The organism is Luteimonas sp. A277 (assembly GCF_054052045.1).
Genome location: NZ_JBSVRG010000004.1, coordinates 16,458 through 40,085 on the forward strand (window position 1 = coordinate 16,458; position 23,628 = coordinate 40,085).

At 67.9% G+C, this 23,628-nt stretch carries 25 protein-coding genes and 1 pseudogene; 14 read left to right on the forward strand and 12 right to left on the reverse strand.

What is annotated here, in order from left to right; genetic code table 11:
* Positions 1-48 precede the first annotated feature (48 nt).
* From wrbA to ACW7G2_RS05035, 3 genes are all read left to right on the forward strand, one after another.
* Positions 49-642, forward strand: coding sequence for an NAD(P)H:quinone oxidoreductase (gene wrbA / locus ACW7G2_RS05025; protein ID WP_456973369.1), 594 nt, complete (start codon positions 49-51; stop codon positions 640-642).
* Entirely contained in the window at positions 639-980 is a 342-nt protein-coding gene (locus tag ACW7G2_RS05030; RefSeq protein ID WP_456973371.1) for a DUF2069 domain-containing protein, read from the forward strand. The genes wrbA and ACW7G2_RS05030 overlap by 4 nt, the downstream gene beginning before the upstream one ends.
* A gap of 81 nt (positions 981-1,061) precedes the next feature.
* Positions 1,062-1,550: an asparaginase domain-containing protein gene (locus ACW7G2_RS05035; RefSeq protein ID WP_456973373.1), complete on the forward strand. Its 489-nt coding sequence runs from the start codon at positions 1,062-1,064 to the stop codon at positions 1,548-1,550.
* Positions 1,551-1,559: 9 nt separating this feature from the next.
* On the opposite strand, the gene ACW7G2_RS05040 is transcribed toward ACW7G2_RS05035, so the two are convergent.
* From ACW7G2_RS05040 to sufT, 4 genes and pseudogenes are all read right to left on the reverse strand, one after another.
* Positions 1,560-1,988: a hypothetical protein gene (locus ACW7G2_RS05040; protein WP_456973375.1), complete on the reverse strand. Its 429-nt coding sequence runs from the start codon at positions 1,986-1,988 to the stop codon at positions 1,560-1,562.
* Positions 1,989-2,089: 101 nt separating this feature from the next.
* Positions 2,090-2,380 carry a PPC domain-containing protein gene (locus ACW7G2_RS05045; RefSeq protein WP_456973729.1) on the reverse strand — a complete coding sequence of 97 codons (291 nt, stop codon included), beginning with the start codon at positions 2,378-2,380 and terminating at the stop codon, positions 2,090-2,092.
* A gap of 42 nt (positions 2,381-2,422) precedes the next feature.
* Positions 2,423-4,129 (reverse strand): annotated as a pseudogene (locus tag ACW7G2_RS05050) (S8 family peptidase); the annotation flags it as partial.
* Positions 4,130-4,376: 247 nt separating this feature from the next.
* On the reverse strand, positions 4,377-4,928 hold the full coding sequence (gene sufT / locus ACW7G2_RS05055; protein ID WP_456973377.1) for a putative Fe-S cluster assembly protein SufT: 552 nt from the start codon (positions 4,926-4,928) through the stop codon (positions 4,377-4,379).
* 99 nt (positions 4,929-5,027) lie between these two features.
* Here sufT and ACW7G2_RS05060 point away from each other — a divergent pair, with 99 nt between their 5' ends.
* On the forward strand, positions 5,028-5,441 hold the full coding sequence (locus ACW7G2_RS05060; protein WP_456973379.1) for a hypothetical protein: 414 nt from the start codon (positions 5,028-5,030) through the stop codon (positions 5,439-5,441).
* Positions 5,442-5,466: 25 nt separating this feature from the next.
* Here the strand turns inward: ACW7G2_RS05060 and ACW7G2_RS05065 are convergent, their stop codons facing one another.
* Together ACW7G2_RS05065 and ACW7G2_RS05070 are read right to left on the reverse strand one after the other, a co-directional pair.
* Entirely contained in the window at positions 5,467-6,873 is a 1,407-nt protein-coding gene (locus tag ACW7G2_RS05065) for an NAD(P)(+) transhydrogenase (Re/Si-specific) subunit beta (protein ID WP_456973381.1), read from the reverse strand.
* Complete coding sequence (locus ACW7G2_RS05070; protein WP_456973383.1) at positions 6,870-7,184, reverse strand: NAD(P) transhydrogenase subunit alpha; 315 nt, start codon at positions 7,182-7,184, stop codon at positions 6,870-6,872. Before ACW7G2_RS05070 ends, ACW7G2_RS05065 begins: the two co-directional genes overlap by 4 nt.
* A 135-nt stretch (positions 7,185-7,319) precedes the next feature.
* Between ACW7G2_RS05070 and ACW7G2_RS05075 the strand changes: the two genes are divergently transcribed.
* Genes ACW7G2_RS05075 through ACW7G2_RS05085 form a run of 3 tightly spaced genes read left to right on the forward strand, consistent with a single transcriptional unit; the run spans position 7,320 to position 8,777 of the window.
* On the forward strand, positions 7,320-7,964 hold the full coding sequence (locus ACW7G2_RS05075; protein ID WP_456973385.1) for an RNA polymerase sigma factor: 645 nt from the start codon (positions 7,320-7,322) through the stop codon (positions 7,962-7,964).
* Positions 7,961-8,356 carry a hypothetical protein gene (locus ACW7G2_RS05080; RefSeq protein ID WP_456973387.1) on the forward strand — a complete coding sequence of 132 codons (396 nt, stop codon included), beginning with the start codon at positions 7,961-7,963 and terminating at the stop codon, positions 8,354-8,356. Before ACW7G2_RS05075 ends, ACW7G2_RS05080 begins: the two co-directional genes overlap by 4 nt.
* Positions 8,357-8,360: 4 nt before the next feature.
* Complete coding sequence (locus ACW7G2_RS05085; RefSeq protein WP_456973389.1) at positions 8,361-8,777, forward strand: DUF3106 domain-containing protein; 417 nt, start codon at positions 8,361-8,363, stop codon at positions 8,775-8,777.
* A gap of 45 nt (positions 8,778-8,822) precedes the next feature.
* Here ACW7G2_RS05085 and ACW7G2_RS05090 read toward each other — a convergent pair whose 3' ends face one another.
* The 3 genes from ACW7G2_RS05090 to ACW7G2_RS05100 all read right to left on the reverse strand — a co-directional run bounded on the left by ACW7G2_RS05090 (position 8,823) and on the right by ACW7G2_RS05100 (position 14,704).
* Positions 8,823-9,932, reverse strand: a complete 1,110-nt coding sequence (locus ACW7G2_RS05090; RefSeq protein ID WP_456973391.1) for an NAD(P) transhydrogenase subunit alpha — start codon at positions 9,930-9,932, stop codon at positions 8,823-8,825.
* Positions 9,933-9,972: 40 nt separating this feature from the next.
* Positions 9,973-12,108 (reverse strand): DUF1631 family protein, encoded by a 2,136-nt coding sequence (locus tag ACW7G2_RS05095; protein ID WP_456973393.1) that lies wholly within the window; start codon positions 12,106-12,108, stop codon positions 9,973-9,975.
* A 157-nt stretch (positions 12,109-12,265) separates the two neighbouring features.
* Positions 12,266-14,704, reverse strand: a complete 2,439-nt coding sequence (locus tag ACW7G2_RS05100) for a DUF1631 family protein (RefSeq protein ID WP_456973395.1) — start codon at positions 14,702-14,704, stop codon at positions 12,266-12,268.
* A gap of 59 nt (positions 14,705-14,763) precedes the next feature.
* On the opposite strand from ACW7G2_RS05100, the gene ACW7G2_RS05105 reads away from it, so the two are divergent.
* Genes ACW7G2_RS05105 through ACW7G2_RS05115 form a run of 3 tightly spaced genes read left to right on the forward strand, consistent with a single transcriptional unit; the run spans position 14,764 to position 16,861 of the window.
* On the forward strand, positions 14,764-15,375 hold the full coding sequence (locus tag ACW7G2_RS05105) for a nitroreductase family protein (protein ID WP_456973397.1): 612 nt from the start codon (positions 14,764-14,766) through the stop codon (positions 15,373-15,375).
* Complete coding sequence (locus ACW7G2_RS05110; protein WP_456973731.1) at positions 15,363-16,310, forward strand: 5'-3' exonuclease; 948 nt, start codon at positions 15,363-15,365, stop codon at positions 16,308-16,310. The genes ACW7G2_RS05105 and ACW7G2_RS05110 overlap by 13 nt, the downstream gene beginning before the upstream one ends.
* Entirely contained in the window at positions 16,307-16,861 is a 555-nt protein-coding gene (locus ACW7G2_RS05115; protein ID WP_456973399.1) for an NUDIX hydrolase, read from the forward strand. Before ACW7G2_RS05110 ends, ACW7G2_RS05115 begins: the two co-directional genes overlap by 4 nt.
* 8 nt (positions 16,862-16,869) lie before the next feature.
* Here ACW7G2_RS05115 and pip read toward each other — a convergent pair whose 3' ends face one another.
* Both pip and prmC read right to left on the reverse strand, forming a co-directional pair.
* The gene (gene pip, locus ACW7G2_RS05120) at positions 16,870-17,814 is read right to left on the reverse strand and encodes a prolyl aminopeptidase (RefSeq protein WP_456973401.1); all 945 of its coding nucleotides are present in this window, start codon (positions 17,812-17,814) and stop codon (positions 16,870-16,872) included.
* Positions 17,815-17,861: 47 nt separating this feature from the next.
* Positions 17,862-18,716 carry a peptide chain release factor N(5)-glutamine methyltransferase gene (prmC, locus tag ACW7G2_RS05125; RefSeq protein ID WP_456973403.1) on the reverse strand — a complete coding sequence of 285 codons (855 nt, stop codon included), beginning with the start codon at positions 18,714-18,716 and terminating at the stop codon, positions 17,862-17,864.
* Positions 18,717-18,986: 270 nt separating this feature from the next.
* Here prmC and ahpC point away from each other — a divergent pair, with 270 nt between their 5' ends.
* From ahpC to rnk, 4 genes are all read left to right on the forward strand, one after another.
* Positions 18,987-19,550, forward strand: a complete 564-nt coding sequence (gene ahpC, locus ACW7G2_RS05130; RefSeq protein WP_456973405.1) for an alkyl hydroperoxide reductase subunit C — start codon at positions 18,987-18,989, stop codon at positions 19,548-19,550.
* 228 nt (positions 19,551-19,778) lie between these two features.
* On the forward strand, positions 19,779-21,371 hold the full coding sequence (gene ahpF / locus ACW7G2_RS05135) for an alkyl hydroperoxide reductase subunit F (RefSeq protein WP_456973407.1): 1,593 nt from the start codon (positions 19,779-19,781) through the stop codon (positions 21,369-21,371).
* Between the two features lie 28 nt (positions 21,372-21,399).
* Entirely contained in the window at positions 21,400-22,353 is a 954-nt protein-coding gene (gene oxyR / locus ACW7G2_RS05140; RefSeq protein WP_456973409.1) for a DNA-binding transcriptional regulator OxyR, read from the forward strand.
* A 116-nt stretch (positions 22,354-22,469) separates the two neighbouring features.
* Positions 22,470-22,892 (forward strand): nucleoside diphosphate kinase regulator, encoded by a 423-nt coding sequence (gene rnk / locus ACW7G2_RS05145; RefSeq protein ID WP_456973411.1) that lies wholly within the window; start codon positions 22,470-22,472, stop codon positions 22,890-22,892.
* Between the two features lie 19 nt (positions 22,893-22,911).
* On the opposite strand, the gene msrA is transcribed toward rnk, so the two are convergent.
* Positions 22,912-23,562, reverse strand: a complete 651-nt coding sequence (gene msrA, locus ACW7G2_RS05150; RefSeq protein ID WP_456973413.1) for a peptide-methionine (S)-S-oxide reductase MsrA — start codon at positions 23,560-23,562, stop codon at positions 22,912-22,914.
* Between the last annotated feature and the right edge of the window lie 66 nt (positions 23,563-23,628).

Genomic DNA, 23,628 nt, shown 5'->3' on the forward strand with positions numbered 1-23,628 from the left:
CGGCCGGGCGGGGATGATCTATCCTTGCCGCTTTCAAAGGGCGGGAAGATGACCGAAATTCTGGTGCTCTACTACAGCCGCAACGGCGCGGTGGCGCGGCTGGCGCGACAGATCGCGCGCGGGGTCGAGGAAGTGGACGGCTGTCGCGCACGGTTGCGCACGGTTCCGCCGGTGGCAGCCGTCACCACCACCGCCGAGCCGCCCGTGCCCGCCGAAGGCGCACCCTTCGTGGAAGCCGCGGATTTCGATGAGTGCCACGGCCTGCTGCTTGGCAGTCCCACCCGTTTCGGCAACATGGCCGCCCCCCTCAAGCACTGCATCGATGGGCTCGGCGCGCAGTGGGCCAGCGGCACCCTGGTGGACAAGCCCGCTGCGGTGTTCACCTCGTCCTCCACCATGCACGGCGGGCAGGAGTCCACCCTGCTGTCGATGATGATCCCGCTGCTGCACCACGGCTGCGTGATCGTGGGCATCCCGTTCACCGAGCCGGCGCTCAGCACCACGCGCAGCGGCGGCACGCCGTATGGGGCCAGCCACGTGGCTGGCACGGGTGACGATGCGCGCCCCACTGATGATGAAGCCACCCTCGCCCGGGCCCTGGGGCGACGCGTGGCAAAGCTTGCGGCCAAGGTGGCGTCATGAATCCCCGCACGCTGCGCATCGTCCACGCCGCCACGCTGATTGCCCTGGCCGGCCTGTTCGCCCTGTGGTATCTGGGTCGCGGCCACATGGCCACGGCGCTGGTGGTCTTCATCGGCCCGCCGCTGTTGCTGGGCGTCGGCGTGCTCGCCGGAAGCCGGCTGGCGACGTTCTGGTCCGGGGTGGGCGGGCTGCTGTGGTTCAGCCACGGAGTGATGGAAGCCTGGAGCACGCCGCAGGACCGCTGGCTGGCAATCATCGAAATCCTGCTGGCATTGGCGATCATCCTGCTGGCCAGCTGGCCGGGCCTGGCCGCCCGCCGCAGGAAACGCGCAGGCTGAACCCGCCGGCCGATGCTCCGGCCCCGTCGCCGGGCGGATAGAATGCACGCTCTGTCCGCTGCCTGATTGCCTGAACGCCCTATGGAAGAACTGCTGATCGTCACCACCGGCGGCACCATCGACAAGGTGTATTTCGACGACAAGTCCGACTTCCAGGTGGGCGAACCCCAGATCGGCCAGATCCTGCAGGAACTGGGCGTCGCGTTCCGCTTCCGGGTGATCCCGATCCTGCGCAAGGACTCGCTGCACATCGACGATGCCGACCGCGAGTTGATCCGCGCCACCATCGCCGCCCAGGCGTGCCGGCACGTGCTGATCACCCATGGCACCGACTCGATGGTGGAAACAGCGCAGACGCTGGAAAGCCTGGCCGACAAGACCATCGTGCTCACCGGCGCGCTCAACCCGGCGCGGTTCCGCGGCTCGGACGCCGAATTCAATATCGGCACCGCCGTGGGCGCCGTGCAGTCGCTCTCGCCGGGCGTCTACATCGCCATGAACGGCCGCGTCTGGAATCCACGCAGCGTGCGCAAGAACGTGGCTGCGAACCGTTTCGAAGCCGCGGGCTGAATCGACCCTTCAGAACGGGCGCTGCGGCCGGGCCGGCAACGCATGCATCATCGTCTCGGCTTCCACGTACTGCACTTCCGGGTCCTGGGCCAAGGCCTCCAGCAGCCGCTGTGCATCGCTCCGGTCCAGCGGCTGGCCGGTCATGAACAGGTCCGCCCCCACGCCCAACCGGCGCTGCCACTGCAGCCGCGGGACTGACCGGTCAACGTCTCCATCAGCGCTGGCGGGGTAATCCGGACTTTCGAGCCTGGCCCGGGCCTTCTCCGGGTCCTGCCCGGGCGCGCTGTCCGGCCGGTACTTGATGATGAATCGCTGCCACGGCCCGTCGCCGTCCAGCCCGTACGTTGCCTGCACACCACCCTCCCGCGTTGCCATGCCGAAAGAAGCCACGGCCAGCAGGATGCACGCAATTGTTGCAACCGCAAACCACCGGATCATCGCTGCCCTCCTCATGGGTGTCCTCCTCATCAGAGCGGAAGGGCACCCTGGTGCGCGCCAGGGTGCCCGTTGGTTCCAGCCGCGCCGGGGGATCGGCTCCCTCAGTCGTGGCTGCCCGTCAACGTGAGGCCGGAGTATGCGCGGTATCCCCGCACCAGCACGTGATAGGTGCCACCAGCAGCGGTGCTGGAGGTACACGCTTCACTGTTGCCCGCCCGATAGGGACGGCAATCGTAGGTCGACGTGGTCGGCGGCGCGTTGCGGCGGACGTACAGGTCGGCATCGCCGCTGCCGCCGCTGATGCCGATCACCAGGTTCGGGGCGCCGGCCGGCACGGTAAAGGTGTACCTGCGCTCACTGCTGGCCGCGCCGGACAGCCCGGTGACCGGCACGCCGTTCTGCAGCTGGTTGCCGTCACCGCCACCGCTGGACTGGTAGCTGCCGGTGAGGGTGACTCCGGAGAACGCGGAATACCCGCGCAGCATGACGTGCCAGGTGCCCGCCTGCGGCGCCGCGACGCTGCAGGTCTCGTTGTTGCCGGAGAGGTACGGACGGCAGTCCCAGCTTGACGTGGTCGGCTGCGATCCCCGCCGGACGTAGAGGTCGACATCGCCGCTGCCCCCTGCGGTGCCGATCTGCAGGTTGGTGGCGCCTGCCGGCACGCTGATGGTCCAGTACTGGGTGCTTCCCGACCCGCCCGACACGCCGCTGACCGGGGTGCCGTTCTGCAGCTCGCCAGGCCCCGGCCCCGGATTCCCACCTCCCCCGCCCATGGCCGCCTCCACCGCCGCGCGGGCATCCACGATCCCGGCCCCACATCCGCCGGAGCAGGACCCCGGCAGCGGTCGGGCGGTGGTCTTGAGGATCGACTCCACCTGGGCCGGGGTCAGCGGGGTTGATGCCGCCGACTGCATCAGCGCCACCACGCCGGCCACATGTGGGGCCGCCATCGAGGTGCCGTTGTAGGAGGCATAGCTTTCGCTGCCGGGCGTGGTGCTGCCGCTGTTGAGGGTGGACATGATGCCTACGCCCGGCGCCGACACGTCGATGCCGGTGCCATAGTTGGAGAAGCTGGCGCGCGAGCCGTTCTGGTCGGTAGCCGCCACGGCAATCACGTTGCCGCAGTTGGCCGGCGTGAAGCCGGATACGTTCCTGTTGCTGTTGCCTGCGGCCACCACCACGGTGGTACCCCTCGATACAGCGCCGTTGATGGCGTTCTGGGTGGTGTTGCCGCAGCTGCCCTGACCGCCCAGGCTGAGGTTGATGACTTCGGCCGGATTCTGGTTGGCCGGAACGCCCGGGACGGAACCGCCGGAAGCCCAGATGATGCCGTCGGCGATGTCCGAGGTGTAACCGCCACCCCGGCCCAGCACCCGCACGTGGGACACCTTGGAATTGAACGCGGTGCCGGCCACCCCAACGCCGTTGTTGGTGAGCGCAGCCACGGTGCCGGCCACGTGGGTGCCGTGCCAGCTGGAAGCGTCGCCGCCGTAGAAATCACCCGGATCAGCCGGGTTTGAATCACGCCCGTTGCCATCCCCGCCCACCGTGGCGTCGCTGATCATGTCGTAGCCGGCGATGGTATTGCCGTTGAGGTCGCTGTGACTGGTGCTTCCGGTATCCAGCACCGCCACCACCACGCCCGCCCCCGTGCTCAGGTCCCAGGCCTGGTTGGCGCGAATCCCGGCGTTAGCGTTGAAGTAGCCCCATTGCTGGTTGTAACGGGGATCGTTGGGGGTCAGCGCGTGTTGCAGGATCTGGTCCACCTCCACGTACTCGACACTGGGATCGGTGGCGATCTGCCGCATCAGGATCTCCGCCTCCACCCGGTCCAGTTTGCGCGGCGTGCGGATCACATCGGCGCCGGTGGCCATGCGGCGCAGGTGCTCGACCTTCAACTGGCCGCCGTTGCGCGCGGCGGCGGCCGCGGACTCCAACGAGTTTCGCAGTGCTGCCTGATCGGCAAACTGGCGGCTGTCATCGCGGTATTTGACGATGAATCGGTCGTGCCCTTCGGCGGACTGCAACCCGCTGAGCTCGACCCGCTCGGCGGCGGCCGCTCCGGCGAGCGGAGACAGGATGATCGCGACCATGGCGGCGAGCGCACGCGGACGCAGGCGGTGCAGGGAAGTCTTGGACATGTGTGGGTACCCCGGTTGCTGGACTGTGACGTCTGGAGACGGACACGGAGCGAAGCGCGGGTGGGGGTACAGCGGACTTCCTTGACCGCGCAGCGTCCCGACGGGAAGCGGGCCGAGGGCTGCGCCCGCTGACTGACGCTAGGCCAGCCCTGCATGGGTCACAAGAGGAAAACAGTTGGCCAGCGCAGTCCGACCATGACTTTTGTCACAGATCAGCAATCCGGAATGGAAGAGCCCGGTTTCCGGGTCAGAACATGCCGGTCTGCAGGCGCGCGGCCTCGGACATCATGCTGGCATTCCACGGCGGGTCGAACACCAGTTCCACATCGGCCTCGGCCACGGTGGGGATCATTTCCAGCCGGTGACGCACATCGTCCACGATGACGTCGCCCATTCCGCAGCCCGGCGCGGTCAGGGTCATCTTGATCCCGACCGAACGCTTGCCATCCTCGGCCGGCTCAACTGTCGCCTCGTACACCAGGCCCAGGTCGACGATGTTGATCGGAATTTCCGGATCGAAACAGGTGCGCAGCTGCTGCCACACCAGCTTTTCCACCTCGGTCTCGCCGGCACCTTCGGGCAGTTCGATCGGCGGAGGGACCTCCTTGCCGATCGCCTCCGCGTCGCTACCGGCGATGCGGAACAGGTTGCCTTCGACAAACACGGTGTAGCTGCCACCCAGGGCCTGGGTGATATAGCCAACGCTGCCGGCGGGCAGGATGACGGAATCGCCCTGGGGCACAAGGACGGCGGGGCAGTCACGCTCTAGGCGTACGGGTTCACTGGTTCGGGAATACATAGGCTGATCAATGGGGGCAGTGCGGCGCACTCACAAGCTGCATTGTATCGCCGCTGCCCCGGGGCTGTATGCTGTCGCGCCCCCGGACCCCATGCGCCCATGACCTTCAGGCCCGCCGCGACCCCACCCTGGTTCACCCTGCTGCTGTTGCTGCTGGGCATCGCCGGCTGCGCGGCCCTGTGGGTGTTGGTGTCGATGGCCACCGGCGCCACGGTCAGCTGGATGGCGGTGGTCGCCGCCCTGGATGCCGCCCTGCTGCTGCGCCTGGCGCGGGTCCGCCCCGGCCTGTCGCGCGCCCTGTGGGGCGTGCTGGCCACCAGCGTGTGCATTGTGCTCTCTGTCTGGGTGGTCGTGGCCGGGCTGCTGGGACGGATGCTGGGGCTCACGCCCTGGGAAGCCGCGCTCAAACTGGGGCCCCAGCATGCCTGGGTGCTGACCCAGACGACCCACGGCGCAGCCGATATGGCCTGGCTGGCCGCGGGCCTGGTGATCGCCGCCGTGCTCTCGCGGTAAGCGGCGACAATGGCGCGGCGGGCGGTCAGTGCCCGCCGTCGAGCGCCTTGAGCTCGCTGACCAGGGCGCTGGCCATGTCCGCGCCATCGCCGTAGAGCATGCGGGTGTTGTCGGCGTAGAACAGCGCATTCTCGATCCCGGCAAAGCCGGTGCCCTTGCCGCGCTTGATGACGATGGTGTTCTTCGAATCAACCACGTCCAGGATCGGCATGCCGTAGATCGGGCTGGCCGGGTCAGTTTTGGCCACCGGGTTGACCACGTCATTGGCGCCAATCACCAGGCTCACGTCGGTATTCCTGAATTCGGGATTGATGTCGTCCATATCCACGATCAGGTCGTACGGCACCCCGGCCTCGGCCAGCAGCACGTTCATGTGCCCCGGCATGCGCCCGGCCACCGGGTGGATGGCGAATTTCACCTTTACCCCGCGCTCGATCAGGCGCTGGCTCAGCTCCCAGATCTTGTGCTGGGCCTGGGCCACGGCCATGCCGTAGCCGGGTACGATCACCACGCGCTCCGCATAGGCCATCATCGCCGCCACGTCACCGGCCTCGATCGGCTTCTGGCTGCCGGCGATCTCCTGCTGCTCGCCGCCGCCACCGCCGAAGTTGGAGAACAGCACGCTCTTGATCGAGCGGTTCATGGCCTTGGCCATGAGCCGGGTCAGCAGGATGCCCGCCGCACCCACCATCATGCCGGCGATGATCAGCGCCTCGTTGCCCAGCACGTAGCCCTCGAACGCCACCGCCAGGCCGGTGAGCGCGTTGTAGAGCGAGATCACCACCGGCATGTCGGCGCCGCCGATCGGCAGGGTCATCAGCACGCCCAGCGCCAGCGCCACCAGGAAGAAGGCGATGATCCACGGCACGCCCAGGGTCCACATCGCCAGCCCGCCCAGCACGATCGCGGCGACGAACACGCCGGCATTGAAGACCTGCATGCCGGGGAAGGCGTAGCGCTTGTCCATGCGCCCATCCAGCTTGGCCCAGGCGATCAACGAGCCGGACAGCGCCACGGCGCCGATCAGCGCACCGGTCACCGCCAGCAGCGGCACCACCACGCCCGGCGTGGTCCCGGCATCGGACCAGCGCAGCAATTCCACCGCACCGATGGCTGCCGCAGAGCCGCCGCCCAGTCCGTTGTACATGGCCACCATCTGCGGCATGTCGGTGATTGCCACCTTTTTGCCCGAATACCAGGCCAGCGCACCGCCTACCGCGATCGCCACCAGGATCAGGGCGATGTTTTCCAGCCCGGGCAGCAGGAACGTGGCCACGGTTGCGATCAGCATGCCCAGCCCGGCCCACTGAATACCGCTGCGGGCGGTGCGCGGGGAAGCCATCCGCTGCAGGCCCAGCAGGAACAGCGTGGCGGCCGCCAGGTAGCTGATCCTGACCACCAGCGACAGCACTTCCGGCCCGGTCCAGCTCATGACCCGCCCCCCTTGGCGCCGGCACCGGGCTTGTTGCCGGTCTTGAACATCTCCAGCATCCGCTCGGTGACCACATAGCCGCCGGCAGCGTTGCCGGCACCCATCACCACCGCCACGAAACCGATGATTTTCTCCACCGTCGTATCCGCGTGCCCCAGCACCACCATCGCGCCGATCAACACAGCCCCATGGATGAAATTGGAGCCGGACATCAGCGGCGTATGCAGGATCACCGGCACCCGGGAAATGATCACATGACCGGCGATTGCCGCCAGCATGAAGATGTACAGCGCCACAAATCCATCGCCCATGCCCTACTCCCTGCCGGAAACCTGAGTTGAACCGCATCATAACCACACACGAACGTCATGCCGGCCGGTCAACCGCAGCCGCATCCACGCGTTGTCAGTGGCAGACCCCGATAACCAAGGTGCACGGTCAACCGGATGGACGGCAATCTTGCCAGGCGATATGACGACACCAGCGTGGCCGCGGCGCAGTCGACCCTGCGCCCGAGCGGTAAGCTGGGCCTGGTGAGCAAACCAGCCCCCAGCACCGATCCGCGCGCGCCTGTCCGGGCACAGGAAGAAACCCTGGATGCGTTCTTTGCCGGCGTACGTGCCCGCGCTTTCCGCTTTGCCGAGATCGGCCTGCGCAGCCGCGATGACGCCCTGGACGCGGTGCAGGACGCCATGACCCGGATGCTGGGTTATCGCGAACGTCCATCCGGGGAGTGGCCGACCCTGTTCTGGACCATTCTGCGCAGCCGGATCATCGACATCCAGCGCCGGCGCACATTCCGCCTCGGCTGGATGACCAGCTCCGAAGACCGGGAAATGGAGGGCCCGGAATGGGCCGACGATGCTCCGGATCCCTCCCGGGCCCACGACAGCCGCGAGGCCTGGGCACGACTGGTCGAGGCCCTGCGCGAACTGCCGCGCCGGCAGCGCGAAGCCTTCACCCTGCGCGTGCTGGAGGAGCTGGACGTGGCCACCACCGCGCGGGTGATGGGCTGCAGCGAGGGCTCGGTAAAAACGCACCTGTCGCGCGCGCGCGGCGCACTGCAAAAAAAACTGGAGGAGTTCCAATGACCGGCGACACCCACAATCCGCAGCATGTTGACCACGTTGCCCGGGCGCTCCACGCCAGGGCCGTGGCCCACGTACCGGCACAGACCCTGGCCCGGCTGCGCCCGCGGCCGGAACCGGCACCCACCCGTCCCACCTGGCTGGCCCGGCCCACTGGCTGGGGACTGGCAACCGCCTGCGCGGCGGTGTTCGTATTCGCGGCAGGCATGTACGTGCTGGTGTCCCCGGATGCCCTTGATCCCCAGCCGTTCCCGGTTGAAACCATGGCCGATTCCGCCGCGTCCGTCCCGGCACCCGCCTTCGACCCCTACGACGATCCCCTGAGCACGTTCGAAGAGGATCCCGACCTGTTTGTCTGGCTGGCCTCCGATGCCCAGCCGGTCGCGATGGAGTAAGCACATGCGAATCCCCACACTTGCCGTGGCGCTCGCCCTGGGGCTGGCCGGCCTGGCCGGACCCGCGCTGGCGCAGGCCCCGCAGGACCTTCCCGAATGGGACCAGCTGACCAGCCAGCAGCGCGAAGCACTCATCGCCACCGTGCGCGACCGCTGGAACGACGCCCCCGGGCAGCGCGCGCGCATGCTCCGTCATGCCGAGCGCTGGCAGCAGATGTCGCCCGAAGAGCGCCAGCGCGCCCACCACGGCATGAAGCGCTGGCGTGACATGAGTCCGGAAAGTCGCGAAGAAGCACGCGCGCTGTACCAGCGGATGCGCAGCCTTCCCGCCAGCGAGCGCGAAGCCTTGCGTGAACGCTGGAAGGAAATGACGCCCGCTGAACGCCGCGACTGGCTGCAACAGAATCCGGTGGAGCGCTGACGCCCGATCCGGCAGGTCCGGGCGGCATCGCTCCGGAGCGCGGCCTCACCCGTCCGCGGCAGCCTTCTCGCGCTCCGGCCAGACCGTCTTCGCCAGCAGCTCGTCTTCCCAGTCGAACGCAAGCGCGCCGTCCGCGATCAGCAGCTGGACGAAATTGAAAACGTTGCGCGCGTACATTTCGCTGGCGTGCTGTGCGCCTTCGCTGGCGAGGTTCAGCGGGCCGGAAATCGTCACCCCGTCCTGGACGAACGTTTCACCCGGGCGGGTCAGTTCGCAGTTGCCACCGGACTCGGCGGCCAGGTCCATGACCACCGTGCCCGGCTTCATGCCCTGGACCATCTGCGCGGTGATGATCTTCGGCGCCGGCCGTCCCGGCACCGCCGCCGTGCTCACGATCACGTCGATGTTCTTCAGGTGCTCGCCCAGGCGCCGCTGCTGCTCCGCGCCCTCCTCCTCGGTGAGCTGGCGCGCGTAGCCGCCTTCGCCCGCGGCGCTTACGCCCAGGTCGAGGAATCGCCCGCCAAGTGATTCGATCTGCTCGCGGGTTTCCGGCCGCACGTCGAAGCCTTCCACCTGTGCCCCCAGCCGGCGGGCGGTAGCGATGGCCTGCAGCCCAGCCACGCCGGCGCCGATCACCAGCACCTTCGACGGCCGGATGGTGCCGGCGGCGGTGGTCAGCATCGGGAAGAACCGGGGCGCCAGCCAGGCAGCGGCCAGCACCGCCTTGTAGCCGGCCATGCCGGCCTGCGAGCTGAGCACATCCATGGCCTGGGCCCGCGTTGTACGCGGCAGGCGCTCCAGCGGGAAAGCAAGGATTCCACGCGCGACCAGCGCCTCGCCACGCGCTGGATCGGCCTGCGGCTGCAGGATGCCTACCAGCACCGCTTCCTGCTTCAGGCCCGCGATCGCCTCCGCCGCAGGGGGCTGCACGCACAGCACCAGGTCGGCATCAGTCACCGCATCCCGGGTTGAATCCACCAGGGTGGCCCCCGCATCGGCGTATGCCTGGTCGGGAAAGTGGGCGCCTGCACCGGCGCCCCGCTCCACCAGCAGCCGCGCACCCGTGGTGGCGAGCTTGCGGCAGGTTTCCGGGGTGAGTGCGACGCGTCGCTCCCCCTGTGCGGTTTCACGCGCGACACCAATGGTCAGCGTCATCATTCGCCTCCGTTTCCCTGATCGGACATCCTAGCGCGAATCATTCCGCCGCCGGGCAGCCCAGAGTCCTCTCGATGCGGCGCAGCGCAGCCTCCACCGCTCCTTCGACAGGACGCGGCAACAGCCGTCCATCGGCGAGCATGCCGGCCAGCTCCTCCGGTGACAGCAGCAGTTCGCGGGTGCCCTGCGCTCCCACCAGCAGGCTGTCACCGCTAAGCGGGCTGCACCAGGCAATTCGGAGTGTACGAACCGGCTCGCCCGCCTCCATCTGCACCAGGATCCGGCCCGGATCCAGCCCTTCCAGCCCGTCAGCCACCGCGGCGGGGCCATCCGTCCCGGCCGTCTGCGCAAGCGGCTTGAAGCCGTGCACCCGGCGTGCCGCATCCGGGTTGGCGAGTTCCCCTACCAGCGTGGCCACCTGCGACCCGACCCCTGTGGACTCCAGGCCCAACGCGGCATAGCAGTCGTGCAGCCGTGGCTGCAGATCGATCAGGCGTGCGGCCACCTGTGCGCCCTGCACCTTTTCTGCGTCTGCATCCAGTCGCACGAGCGCATCACCCAGCTCCCGCGCGGCGGCATAGCGCTCCGATTCCGGCCCGGCACGCAGCCAGGCCTGCACCAGCGACTGGCGCCAGTACTCTTCCAGGAACACCGTCACGGCTGGCAACAATGGCCGTTCGTGCAGGCGTGACGCCAGCTCACGGTCGGCCTCACGGCGCGCCGCCTCCAACCGCTCCCCGCCCTCGATCGCCTGCCAGGCCCTGCGTTCGCTGACGGCAGCCCGTCGGCGCAGGGGCTCCAGCGCACTTTCGAGCCGTGCCAACGCCCGGGCGAACGCGGTGTCATCACCGTGATACCCGTCGACCACTTCCCGCGCCGCTTCGTCGGCCAGGTCGTGCAGCCCGGCGTCATGCGGGCCTATACGGCGATTGCCGTCCCACAGCTCCACCAGCAGCGAAAGCAGTCGCGTCGCAGCCGGCTGCGGGGCATGTTCGAACAATCCCGGTTCAGCCAGTGCCAGGCGCAGGTAAGGCAGCGACAACCGGGGCAGCCACTCGCGCCCGCCGGATGACAGCTGATGGTGCGCGGCCAACTGATCGAACAGCATCCCGATCAGGTCCAGCGCGTCCTCCTGCTCGACCGACGGCCGTGCGCTGGCACTGTCAATTCCCAGGCTGCCGGCCACGCGGTCCAGGCCGTTGCGCATCAGCCGTCCGTACCCGCTGTGCGGATCCACTGGCGACACCAGCTCGCCCTGCAACAGGGAAAGCACCGCCAAAAACTCCTCCGGCCGCAGACTGCGCACGCCCGGCGCACGCCCGCCGCGCGCTTCCCGCCGGGAGCGGACGCGGTGCCGCAGGACGTTGCCCCGCACTGCGTCGCTGCGGTTGTGCGAAGTCGCGGCGGGCTCTCCACGCCGGCCTGCGTCAGCCGGGACGAGCGCGTTGTCCTCGCCCCAGCCCCGCGCCGCATCGCCCCTGCGCGCGCTGACCATGGTGGCGGCGAGGGTGGCGTAATCGCTGACCCCGGCCAGCGCGCATCCCGCATCGGCCAGCTGGCGATTGCACCAGCCATAGACCCCCACCAGGCTTTCGCCTGCCAGGCGTTCAAAGTGGCGCAACAGCGCAGCGCGCAGGCGCGGACCGCAATCGGCCGGGGTAAAAGTGTAGAGAAAACTGTCAACGAGGTGTTGCGGCGAAAACGGGTTGGCAGGGCGCACCTTGCCCCCCAATTCCACCGCCAGCGACCACAGCCTCCTGTCGATGGTGTCGAGAACATCGGCGTGGCGCCGCTCCAGGGCCTCGATCGTCGGCTGCCCGATCAGCTGCGCCTGCAGCTCATCATCCGACACCAGACTGAATGCTTCGTGCACCTCCACCCGGGGCGGGTCCGGCCATCTCGCGAAGGCACGATGGAAGTGGATCTTCCAGCGCCGCTCGTAGGTGATGATCTGGCCCGCGATGATGTTCAAGTTGGCAATGTCTTCTGCGCCGTCGTGCGGCGGCGCCTCAGCGCGCATCTGCCGGAGCAGTGCAGCCTTCTCCGCCTCGATACAGCTGGTAAGCAACGGCAACAACTGCGCCGCCACGCCGGCCTCGAGCGCCACCACCAGCGCGGCGTCCGGGATGCCGGCGCCGCCATCTCGCCTGTCCTGGCCCGGCTGCCCCTTCACCATGGCGTCCCTTTCCACGAACCCACTCCCCTGACCGCTCACCGAACATACCAGTCCGTGACAGAGGTCGCAGTTTACGCGTTCGCCGCGCAAAGCCGGAAGCCGACCGCCAAGTGCTGAAGGCGCCTGGAACGTGGGGAAAGAAGAGTGCGGGACGCGATCAGTCGTCGTTGACAGCGCGCAGCGGCGGGGCCGGCGGCTGGTTCAGCCGCTGCCAGAGTTGTTTCATCGCCTCGTCGAAGGGTGCATCCACCGAGCGCACCACGACCCGGCCGTTGGCCACCAGCACGGCGAGCTCTTCCGGCGAGACGACCATCTGCCTGACACCGCGCCGGTTGACGATCAGAAAGCGCGATGTGAGTGGACTGATCCAGGCGATCCGGGCCGCCGACTCACGGCCATGCCGATCCACCAGCCGCAGGCCCTGGCCCACCCGCAGGCGGCGCATGCGCGCGGCGATGGCGGGATCGTGCTCAAGACTGTCCAGGCCACCGGCCAGGCGTAATGGAATGCCCGCCTCCTCTTCACCGGTTTCGTCCAGTGCGTCACCGTGCGGCTCGTGTACGGAACGCGGGGTGTCGGGCATGGCCAAGGCGGAAATGATCCGCGCCACGGCATCGCGCGCAGCGTTGGCATCAAGGCCGCAGCTGGTGTAGCACTCGCCCAGCGGCGCCTGCAGGGCCAGCAGCTGCGCGGCGACGGCCGAACCGCGCACCTGCGCCGCGTCGGCATCCACCTGCACCATCGCATCGCCCAGGCCGATCGCACGGCGATGGCGCTCTGAATCCGCGCCGTCGCGCAGCCAGGTCTGGGTGAGGTAATGGCGCCAGTGTTCGTCGATGAAGTGGGCAATGGGCTGGGTCAGCGGCCGCCTGGCCAGGCGCGACGCCACCAGGCTGTCGGCATTGCTCCGCGCCGCCTGCAGCCGTTCGCGGCCGTGGATGGCCTCGGCCACGCGCTTTTCCGCCACTCCCGAGCGGCGACGCTGCTGATCCAGCTGGTCGCGCAGCTCGCTGGCGGCCAGTTCAAAGATCGCCTGGTCGTCGCGGTATTCCTCCACCACCCGGTCCACCGCATGCTCCGCCCGGTCCAGCGTTTCCCGGTCCTGCGGGCTTTGCCCGGTGTTGCCGTCACAGGCCTCGGTCAACGCATCAAGCAGGCGCCTGGCAGGATGGCTGCGGCGGTTGAACATGGAATCATCGGTCAGCGCGACCTTCACGTACGGAACCACCAGCCGGCCGTACATCGACTGGGCACGGCGCAGCAGGTCGTTGGCCTCGCACAGCGACTGGAACAGGATGCCGACCAGGTCGATCGCATCTTCCTCGTCGGCGGCAAAGCGGGTGGTGGAAGGGTCGAGCCCCAGCTGGCGCACGCCGCCCAGGATTTCCGCGCGGATCACGTCGGCCAGCGCGCGCTTGTCCTCACCGGCCAGCACCCGGGCGTAGGGCGCGGGATCTTCCCCCTGCAGCAGCGAGGCGACGCTGAGCATGTCTTCGGCATCCAGCACCTGGCCCGCGGCTTCGGCAGCGGCCTCGGCCACCGCCCCGGCTTCCTCGGCCACACTGCCGCCGTCATCGGCCGGCACCGCATGCACGCCGCCGCTGGCACGCCAGGCGCGCAGCTGTTCACGGACAATATCGCGGTAGCGCAGCGGCTGGCCCTCACCCGGAACACCCCCGGGCGACCTTGACGCCGCACCGCCGGAAAAAGTACCGGCGCTGGCTCCGGCCTGCCCTGCTCCGGCCTGCCCTGCTCCAGCCTGCCCGCCTCCAGCCTGCCGCACTCCAACCTGCCCACTGCCGCCCTGCCCGGCAATGGGCTCCACCATGCCGCCGTCTGGAACCCAGGACTCAGCGGCCTCGGCAACCCGGGGCGAAGACCCGGCATCTCGCCCGCGGCCGGCGGGATAGTTCCGCCGCGCCGATCCCGCGCCCTGACCGCCGTACTCGGCTTCAGCCAGGGTGCGGTTGGCCATGACGTAGACCTCGCCAAGGACCTTGGGCAGTCGCTTGTCGAACTGCTGGAACACCATCGTGCGCAGGCCCGGGGTCAGATCGTCTTCGTCGAACAGGGCGACGAAAGACGACACGGCCACTTCCGGGCGCAGCGGATTGCGCGGCTGCCCTTCGATGCCGATGCTGGCGGCCAGCGCCTCCAGCCTTTCATCCAACTGGGCCAGCGGATGAAGGAACTGGTGTTCGAGCAGTTCGACGATCTGCTGTCCGGCCAGGTAGGTCTCCAGCTCGCCCTCGGACATCAGCTCCAGGTCTTCGGGCCGCTCGGGCTCGACGGAGGGCTCACGCCAGAATTCGAACGACTCCTCGATCGACTCGCGGTAACGGTTGGCGAGTTCCAGCGCGCGGTGACTGAGCGCGAGCACCGCCACGCGATCTTCCTGTGCAGCGCTGAAGTTGTGCCCGGCCAGCGCCGCCAGCCGCGCCTGCTCTTCGATCGCGCTCCAGAATCCGGACAGCACGCCGACCAGTTCGGTCACTGCCTCGCGCTTCAGACGCTCAAGGATCCGCTCGGCATCCCGGCTTCCGGAAGATGCCGCACGAGGGGACGGTCTGTCGACGATGTCGTCTCTTGACGGCATTCGGGTCACAATCAGGGGGAAAGGCACGGTCTGCGTGCCACACTTGTATACCATCCTGAATGAACAATCACGAGTCTGTGAACCCGGTCACAAATGGCGTCGATCAAGGGCGCTTCCTGCTTGAAAACCGCCGATCGACCCCCGCCCGCCAGCTTGCCGCGCCAGGGCCGGATCCGGCCAGCCTGCTGAGGATGCTCGGCGCCGCAGTGCGCGTCCCCGACCACGGCAGGCGGGAGCCTTTCCGGTTCATCACCATTGAAGGCGCAGCCCGCGCGGCACTGGGCGATGAGCTGGCCAGGATCACCCTGACGGCCGATCCCGACGCAGCCCCGGCCGCAGTTGAAAAGGACCGGCAGCGTTTCACCCATGCGCCGCTGGTGGTGGCCGTGGTCGCGGTGCTCGACGAGGAAGACACCCGCATTCCGGAACAGGAGCGCCTGCTCACTGCCGGGTGCGTGTGCTTCTCGCTATTGCTGGCAGCCCAGGCGGAAGGTTTCGGTGCACAGTGGCTGACCGGCTGGCCCGCATATGACGCGAACGTGGCCAACCGGCTGGGGCTATCGGCGCAGGAGCGGATCGCCGGCTTCATCCATATTGGCACTCCCACCCACGAAGCTCCTGAGCGCGAACGGCCCGACCCGACCGCCCTGCTCACCACCTGGCAACCGTGACGGCGGACCTCAAGACCCGACCGCCACTGCACCTGGTGGATGCCAGCCTGTACGTGTTCCGGGCCTGGCATTCAATGCCGGACGAATTCCAGGACGCCGACGGCTGGCCCACGAACGCCGTCCACGGATTCGCCCGCTTCCTGCTGGAACTGCTCGAGCGCGAGCGTCCACGGCACATCGTGATCGCGTTCGACGATGCCGTGGACGGCTGCTTCCGCAATACGCTCTATCCGCCCTACAAGGCCAACCGGCCGCCGACGCCGGACACGCTCAAGCGCCAGTTCGCCTACTGCCGGGCGCTGTGCATGGTGCTGGGCCTGAACGTGGTGGGCCACGGCGAATACGAGGCCGACGATCTGATCGGCAGTGCCCTGCATCAGGCCCGGGGCATCGGCCATCGTGGCGTGATCGTGTCGGCCGACAAGGACCTGTCCCAGCTGCTGCAGCCGGGTGACCAGCAGTGGGATTTTGCCCGCGGGATGCGCTGGGGACCCGACGGCGTACATGCCCGCCACGGCGTTCACCCCGGGCAGATCACCGATTACCTGGCGCTGTGCGGCGACAGCGTTGACAACATCCCGGGCGTGCCCGGCGTGGGAGCGCGCACGGCAGCGGCCCTGCTCGCCCACTTCGGCAGCCTGGATGCGGTGTTGGAGCGGACCGATGAGGTGCCGTTCCTGCGCCTGCGCGGCGCGGCGCGCGTGGCCGCCTCGCTGCGCGCGCACCGCGAAGAAGTCCTGCTGTACCGGCAGCTGACCACCATTGCCTGCGATGTACCGCTGGGCGAGAGCGCTGCCCCGTTCCCGCGTGGACAGGCCGAGCCCGACGCGCTCTGGGCACTGTGCGAGGCCATGGATTTCGGCCCGCTCACCCGGCGCCGCCTGCACGAGGCTGCCAACCTGCCATTCACCCCTGCCCCGGACGCATATCGATGAGCCATCCCCCCGCTGAAGACACCGAACTGCTCCACGAAGGAAAGTGGCTGCGCCTGGTCAAGCGCGGCCGCTGGGAATGGTGCGAACGCACCCACAGCGCCCGAGGCCTGGCCGTGCAGGTCATCGCCGTCACCCCGGACGACCGGATCCTGTTTGTGGAGCAGTACCGCGAAGCCATCGGCGCCCGCGCGGTCGAGATGCCGGCAGGCCTGGTCGGCGATGACGATGACAACGACACCATCGAAGCGGCGGCCCGGCGCGAACTGATCGAGGAAACCGGCTGGGAGCCGGGCCACGTCGAGGTGCTGGTGGGCGGCCCCACCACCGCCGGCATGAGCAGCGAGCGCATCGTCATGGTGCGTGCGCGGGATCTGCGCCAGATCGGCCCTGGCGGCGGCGTGGCTGGCGAGGACATCATCGTGCACGCCATTGCACGCGCCGACGCCCCTGCCTGGCTGATGCACAAGCATGCCGAAGGCTACGAGCTGGATCTCAAGCTCTGGGCCGGCCTGTGGATGATCGACCGCAACCCGGATGGCAGCCCTGCCTGAGCGGCGGCCTATTCCGCGAAGCGGTCGGTAGCCTGCACCAGCGCATCGGTGTTTTCCGGCTCGAATGCCGAATGTCCGGACGCCGGGGTGACCATCAGCTCGGCCTTCGGCCATGCCTTGTGCAGGTCCCAGGCGTTGTTGACCGGACACACCACGTCGTAGCGCCCGTGCACGATGATCCCGGGTATATCCACCATCCGGTACACATCGCGCAGGATCTGACCGTCCACTTCGAAAAATCCGCGGTTGTAGAAGTAGTGGTTCTCGATCCGGGCAAAGGCCAGCGCGAAGGCAGGGTCTCCATGCCCGCTGACGAAATCCGGATCCTGGTGGAGGAATGAGGTCGAGGCCTCCCACACGCTCCAGGCCTGCGCTGCGGCGAGCCGGGTGGCTTCATCGTCGCTGGTCAGGCGGCGGTTGTAGGCGGCGATGAAGTCGTCACGCTCGTCTTCGGGGATTGCGGCCTGGTACTGTTCCCACGCTTCCGGGAACAGGCGCGAAGCGCCCTGCTGATAGAACCACTCCACCTCCCAGCGACGCAGCATGAAGATGCCGCGCAGCACCAGCTCGCGCACCCGGCGCGGATGCTGCTGGGCATAGGCCAGCGCCAGGGTTGAACCCCATGAGCCGCCGAACACCTGCCAGGTATCAATCCCCAGGTGCTCGCGCAGTTTTTCAATATCGTCCACCAGGTGCCAGGTGGTGTTGTCGATCAGTTCCGCGTTGGGCGTGGAGCGACCCGCACCGCGCTGGTCGAACAGCACGATCCGATACCTCGCTGGATCATGGAAGCGGCGCATCCTGGCGCCGGCCCCGCTGCCCGGTCCGCCATGCAGCAGCACCACCGGTTTGCCCTTGGGATTGCCACACTGTTCGTAGTAAAGGGTGTGGCGCCCGTCCACCTGCAGCATGCCGCTGTCATAGGGCTCGATCTCCGGATACAGCGTGCGCATTCGGCGCCTCTCCAAGGTCTTTTCCAGCAATGAAGTCTAACAGCGGCTCAAGGCCCTTCCGCCGTTCCCGGCCGTTGGCCCAGGGTCACCCGGTCCCGGGCTTCCAGATCGCGCACGGTCTCCACCGCTTCCAGCCCTGCATCTGTGAACAGCCCGCGCACCGCCTCGCCCTGCTCCAGGCCGTGCTCAACAAGCAGCCATCCTCCGGGCCTCAGGTGCCCGGGCGCTCCGGCAACGATGATCCGCAGTGCATCCAGCCCGTCACGGCCCGAAGCCAGGGCCGCAGGCGGTTCAAAACGCAGGTCGCCGCGACCCAGGTGGGCATCGTCAGCGGCGATATAGGGCGGATTGGAGGCAATCAGGTCGAAGCGCTGGCCGGACACGGGCACGAACCAGTTGCCCTGGACGAAAGCGACGTTGGCCAACTGGTGTTCCCGCGCATTCGCCTTCGCCACCATCAGTGCGTCGGTGCTGCGGTCGGTGGCCACTACCTGCGCCTGCGGCCGTTCGCTGGCCAGGGCCAGGGCAATCGCGCCGCTGCCGGTGCCCAGATCGAGCACTCGCGGCGCCGGGCCCATCGGTAACCGTTCAAGCGCCAGCTCCACCAGACGCTCGGTTTCCGGGCGCGGGATCAGGGTGTCGGGGCTGACGGCCAGGTCCAGGGTCCAGAAACCCCGCCGACCGGTCAGGTAAGCCACGGGTTCGCCCGCTTCGCGCCGCTCCACCAGCGCCTGGAAACCCGCGACATCTCCGTCGCCCACGGGTTGGTCCCCGTACGCGTACAGCCATGACACCGATCGCCGCAGTACGTGGGCCAGGAGAAGCATGGCGTCCTCCGGCGCAATACGCGCGCGCGCCCAGCGCAGCAATTCATCCGGACGCGTGGGGTTCACTTCATTCATTGGCCGATCCTATGGTGGCGGCTGGAAAGCGTCCATCCATCACTACGAGTGGTCGCCCCGCAGGTCTTTGGCGAGGGAATAGGAGCGCAGTCAAAGCCGCGTCCCACCCTCCTTGCTGGACTCCTTTGCCAGGCGAATTGATAGGCTAGGCCTATTGGATATATCATATCTATCGATTTGCCATATCGATTCACTGTACCTATCATTACCCCTGTCGCCGGCACTGCCCGGCCGCTCTCCCCCTCTCTCAACCGTAGAAACGAGGAATCCATGTCCCTGATCAACACCGAAGTCCAGCCGTTCAAGACCACCGCCTACCGCAACGGCGAGTTCATCGAAGTCACCGATGCTGACCTGAAGGGTCAGTGGTCGGTCCTGATCTTCATGCCGGCCGCGTTCACCTTCAACTGCCCGACCGAGATCGAGGACGCAGCCGAGAACTACGCCGAGTTCCAGAAGGCCGGCGCCGAGGTCTACATCGTCACCACCGACACGCATTTCTCGCACAAGATCTGGCACGAGACCTCCGATGCGGTGGGCAAGGCCCAGTTCCCGCTGGTCGGCGACCCGACCCACCAGCTGACCCGCGCTTTCGGCGTGCATATCGAGGAAGAAGGCCTGGCCCTGCGCGGCACCTTCGTCATCAACCCGGAAGGCGTGATCAAGACGCAGGAAATCCACGACAACGCCATTGCGCGTGACGTCACCGAGACCCTGCGCAAGCTCAAGGCCGCCCAGTACGTCGCCGCCAACCCGAACGAGGTCTGCCCGGCCAAGTGGAAGGAAGGCGAGAAGACCCTGAAGCCGTCGCTGGACCTGGTTGGCAAGATCTAAGTCCTGCTTCATCCAGGCTTGACCTGTCCCACTTCACTCCCGTCCCCGCATCCGCGGGGGCGGGAGTGAACCGGAGCCCGTGCCCGCTGCCTGCCCGCAGCCGCCAGCCCCGCCGCGGATTCGCGCGAGCTCCGGTTCACTCCCTCCCCCCTCCCCCCTCCCTCCCCCACGTCCGATGCCGCCCCACGGCGCGTCGCGACCCCCGCTATCGCCTGCAGGAGATTTTGCATGTTGGATGCCGACCTGAAAGCCCAGTTGAAGGCTTACCTGGAGCGCGTGACGCGCCCGATCCAGATCACCGCGTCGGTCGACGACGGTGAAAAATCCGCCGAGATGCTGGCCCTGCTGGAAGACCTGAAGTCGGCCAGCGACAGCATCAGCGTCGAGGTCGTGCGCGATGACAATGAGCGCAAGCCTTCGTTCGCCCTGACCACCCCGGGCCAGGACATCCACCTGCGTTTCGCCGGCCTGCCCATGGGCCACGAGTTCACCTCGCTGGTGCTGGCCCTGCTGCAGGTGGGCGGCCACCCCTCCAAGGCAGCCCAGGAGACGCTGGAGCAGATCCGCGGCCTGGAAGGCGAGTTCCTGTTTGAAACCTACTACTCGCTCAGCTGCCAGAACTGCCCCGACGTGGTGCAGGCGCTGAACCTGATGGCAGCCCTGAACCCGAACATCCGCCACGTGGCAATCGACGGCGCCCTGTTCCAGGAAGAGGTCGAAGCACGCGAGGTGATGGCCGTGCCGACCGTGTTTCTCAACGGCGAGGTGTTCGACCAGGGCCGGATGAGCCTGGAACAGATCGTGGCCAAGATCGACACCGGCGCCGAAGCGCGTGAGGCCGAGAAGATCGCCGCCAAGGAGCCCTTCGAGGTGCTCGTGGTCGGTGGCGGCCCGGCGGGCGCTGCAGCCGCCATCTATTCCGCGCGCAAGGGCATCCGCACCGGCGTGGCCGCCGAGCGCTTTGGCGGGCAGGTGCTGGACACCCTGTCGATCGAGAACTTCATCTCGGTGCCGCACACCGAAGGCCCGAAGCTGGCCGCTGCGCTTGAGCAGCACGTGCGTGAATACGAGGTGGACATCATGGACCTGCAGCGCGCGGAGGCCCTGACCGCGGCGGGCGAAGACGGCCTGCACGAAATCAAGCTGGCCAACGGCGCCTCGCTGCACGCGAAAACGGTGGTGCTGTCCACCGGCGCACGCTGGCGGCAGATGAACGTGCCCGGCGAGAACGAATACCGCAACAAGGGCGTGGCCTACTGCCCGCACTGCGATGGCCCGCTGTTCAAGGGCAAGCACGTGTCGGTGATCGGCGGCGGCAACTCCGGCGTCGAGGCCGCGATCGACCTGGCCGGCATCGTCGCCCACGTGACCCTGTTCGAGTTCGACACCAAGCTGCGCGCCGACGAAGTGCTGCAGCGCAAGCTGCGCAGCCTGCCCAACGTGACCATCCTCACCAATGCCCAGACCACCCGGGTGCTGGGTGACGGCAAGCGCGTGAGCGGCCTGGTCTACACCGATCGCGCCAGCGGCGACAGCCACGAGGTGAAGCTGGACGGCATCTTCGTGCAGATCGGACTGCTGCCCAATACCGAATGGCTCAAGGGCACGGTGGAACTGTCCGACCGCGGCGAGATCGTCACCGACGGCCATGGCCGCACCAGCGTGCCGGGAGTGTTTGCCGCGGGTGACTGCACCACCACGCCGTACAAGCAGATCGTGATCGCGATGGGCGAAGGCTCGCGTGCGGCGCTGTCCGCGTTCGACCACCTGATCCGCACCAGCGCCCCCAAGGTCGCCACGGCGGCGGGCGAGGCGGCGTGATCGCGCGCGCGGGCCAGGCGGCACGGCCGTGAACCTGCGCGACATCTACTACCTGGTCGCGCTGGCCGACCACAAGCATTTCGGCCGCGCCGCGGCCGCCTGCTTCGTCAGCCAGCCGACCCTGTCCACCCAGATCCGCAAGCTTGAAGAGGAGCTGGGCGTGGCCCTCGTGGAGCGCACGCCGCGCCGGGTGATGCTGACCCCGGCCGGGCTTGACGCGGTCGAACGCGCCCGGCGCATCGTGGCCGAGGTTGAGCAGATGAAGGAGGCCGCCCGCAGGGAACAGGACCCCGAGTCCGGCACGGTCCGGCTCGGCATCTTCCCCACCCTGGGGCCCTATCTGCTGCCCCACGTGGTGCCGCAGATCCGCACCCGGTTCCCGCAGCTGGAGCTGCTGCTGGTCGAGGAAAAGAGCGACGTCCTGCTGGCCAGGCTGCGCGATGGCCGTCTGGACGCGGCGATCCTGGCCCTGCCGGTGCCCGACGACCAGCTGCACAGCGAGCTGCTGTTTGAAGAACCCTTTGTGCTGGCGGTCCCCGAGGCCCATCCACTGGCCACGCGCGGCCCGCTGCGCATGCAGGACCTGGACAACGAACGACTGCTGCTGCTCGAAGATGGCCACTGCCTGCGCGAGCAGGCGCTGGAAGTCTGCCACCTGGCCGGCGCCCATGAGCGGGGCGAGTTCCGCGCTACCAGCCTGGAGACCCTGCGCCAGATGGTGGCCGCCAACGTGGGCCTGACCCTGCTGCCTGTCCTGGCCGTACAGCCGCCGGTTGCGCAATCGCCTGACATCCGCCTGCTGCCGTTCCAGGATCCCCCGCCCAGCCGCAGGATCGCGATGGTATGGCGCCGCAGCTCGGCCCAGGACGGGTTCCTGCGCAACCTGGCCGAAATATTCAGGCTGCTCCCGCCGGGGTTGTTCGCCTATGATCCGGATTTCCAATCCGGCTCCGCCGGGGCGGGGCCAGCGCCAGACGCTTGAATGCGGCTGCAACCGGGGCTACGTTAGGAACAGACCGACTGCGGGCGGCGCACGATGCGTCGCCCGTTTTTGCTTATGAGCCAATGCCCGACCGGGCCCTTCCAGGAACCAGACCCATGACCGACAGCCGGCACAGCACTCCGCCCCCAGGGCTGATCGTCTCCAGCATCGACGCCGCCCGCCTGGAGGCGCTGCTCGAGTCCCCGCGCTGGCGCGACCTGCCCGCGGCCGAGGCACTGCAGGATGAGCTGCTGCGGGCCGAAGTGCGCCCCGTGGGTGAAATGCCCGCCGGCGTGGTGGGCATGCACTCGCGGGTGGAGTGCGAAGACGCGGAATCCGGCAAGCATTACCACCTGACGCTGGTCTATCCACATGAGGCCGACGTTGCCACCGGCCGGGTATCGGTGCTGGCGCCGATGGGCAGTGCACTGATCGGCCTTTCGGCTGGCCAGCACATTGACTGGCCCAACCCCGACGGGCGCGCGCTGCACCTGAAAGTCATTGCCGTCCAGCCGCCTGAAGCGGTTGGCTCTGCCTGAGCGGCGACCCCAGTCCGGTTTACGCCCCGACGCCGACCGGGCAGGACACCCCGGTACCGGCAATGCCGCAGTAGCCGCCGGGGTTTTTTGAAAGATACTGCTGGTGCTCGTCCTCCGCATAGTAGAAGCGCGGCGGAGGACGGGCGATTTCAGTGCTGATCCCACCCAGCCCCGCTGCCTGCAGGCGTTCAGCGTAAGCATCCCTGCCTGCCAGCGCGATGCGCTGCTGTTCGGGCGTTTCGCAGTGGACAACCGAGCGGTACTGGCTGCCGATATCGTTGCCCTGGCGCATGCCCTGGGTGGGGTCATGGCCTTCCCAGAAGATGCGCATGAGCTCGTCGAACGGCAGCTGCTGTGGGTCATAGACCACCAGCACCACTTCGGCGTGTCCGGTCTGCCCGCTGCACACTTCCCGGTAGGTGGGGTTGGGCGTATGGCCCCCGGCATAGCCCACCGCCGTGGTCAGCACGCCCGGCACGCTCCAGAAAATGCGCTCCGCCCCCCAGAAACAGCCCATGCCGAAATGCACCCGCCGGGCGCCTTCAAACCCTCCGCTCAGTGGGCGTCCGTGCACGTGGTGTTCGTTATGCAGGGGCAAGGGTGTATCCCGCCCCCGCAGCGCTTCGGCCGCCGATGGCAGCCGCTGTTTCCATGCACCGATGCCTGGCATGACCCGTTCTCCCGGTTGATCCATGACCCATGATGCAGCTGTTGCCCGCTGCACCCAAGCCACGGC

Coding starts and splice junctions, on each gene's coding strand:
- wrbA (WP_456973369.1), top strand. CDS start 49: ATGACCGAAATTCTGGTGCTCTACTACAGCCGCAACGGCGCGGTGGCG.
- ACW7G2_RS05105 (WP_456973397.1), top strand. CDS start 14,764: ATGAACAATCACGAGTCTGTGAACCCGGTCACAAATGGCGTCGATCAA.
- ACW7G2_RS05095 (WP_456973393.1), bottom strand. CDS start 12,108: ATGGTGAAGGGGCAGCCGGGCCAGGACAGGCGAGATGGCGGCGCCGGC.
- ACW7G2_RS05100 (WP_456973395.1), bottom strand. CDS start 14,704: ATGCCGTCAAGAGACGACATCGTCGACAGACCGTCCCCTCGTGCGGCA.
- ACW7G2_RS05060 (WP_456973379.1), top strand. CDS start 5,028: ATGACCTTCAGGCCCGCCGCGACCCCACCCTGGTTCACCCTGCTGCTG.
- ACW7G2_RS05070 (WP_456973383.1), bottom strand. CDS start 7,184: ATGGGCGATGGATTTGTGGCGCTGTACATCTTCATGCTGGCGGCAATC.
- ahpF (WP_456973407.1), top strand. CDS start 19,779: ATGTTGGATGCCGACCTGAAAGCCCAGTTGAAGGCTTACCTGGAGCGC.
- prmC (WP_456973403.1), bottom strand. CDS start 18,716: ATGAATGAAGTGAACCCCACGCGTCCGGATGAATTGCTGCGCTGGGCG.
- ahpC (WP_456973405.1), top strand. CDS start 18,987: ATGTCCCTGATCAACACCGAAGTCCAGCCGTTCAAGACCACCGCCTAC.
- rnk (WP_456973411.1), top strand. CDS start 22,470: ATGACCGACAGCCGGCACAGCACTCCGCCCCCAGGGCTGATCGTCTCC.
- ACW7G2_RS05085 (WP_456973389.1), top strand. CDS start 8,361: ATGCGAATCCCCACACTTGCCGTGGCGCTCGCCCTGGGGCTGGCCGGC.
- pip (WP_456973401.1), bottom strand. CDS start 17,814: ATGCGCACGCTGTATCCGGAGATCGAGCCCTATGACAGCGGCATGCTG.
- ACW7G2_RS05030 (WP_456973371.1), top strand. CDS start 639: ATGAATCCCCGCACGCTGCGCATCGTCCACGCCGCCACGCTGATTGCC.
- ACW7G2_RS05075 (WP_456973385.1), top strand. CDS start 7,320: ATGGACGGCAATCTTGCCAGGCGATATGACGACACCAGCGTGGCCGCG.
- ACW7G2_RS05080 (WP_456973387.1), top strand. CDS start 7,961: ATGACCGGCGACACCCACAATCCGCAGCATGTTGACCACGTTGCCCGG.
- msrA (WP_456973413.1), bottom strand. CDS start 23,562: ATGCCAGGCATCGGTGCATGGAAACAGCGGCTGCCATCGGCGGCCGAA.
- ACW7G2_RS05040 (WP_456973375.1), bottom strand. CDS start 1,988: ATGATCCGGTGGTTTGCGGTTGCAACAATTGCGTGCATCCTGCTGGCC.
- ACW7G2_RS05090 (WP_456973391.1), bottom strand. CDS start 9,932: ATGACGCTGACCATTGGTGTCGCGCGTGAAACCGCACAGGGGGAGCGA.
- ACW7G2_RS05035 (WP_456973373.1), top strand. CDS start 1,062: ATGGAAGAACTGCTGATCGTCACCACCGGCGGCACCATCGACAAGGTG.
- ACW7G2_RS05115 (WP_456973399.1), top strand. CDS start 16,307: ATGAGCCATCCCCCCGCTGAAGACACCGAACTGCTCCACGAAGGAAAG.
- sufT (WP_456973377.1), bottom strand. CDS start 4,928: ATGTATTCCCGAACCAGTGAACCCGTACGCCTAGAGCGTGACTGCCCC.
- ACW7G2_RS05065 (WP_456973381.1), bottom strand. CDS start 6,873: ATGAGCTGGACCGGGCCGGAAGTGCTGTCGCTGGTGGTCAGGATCAGC.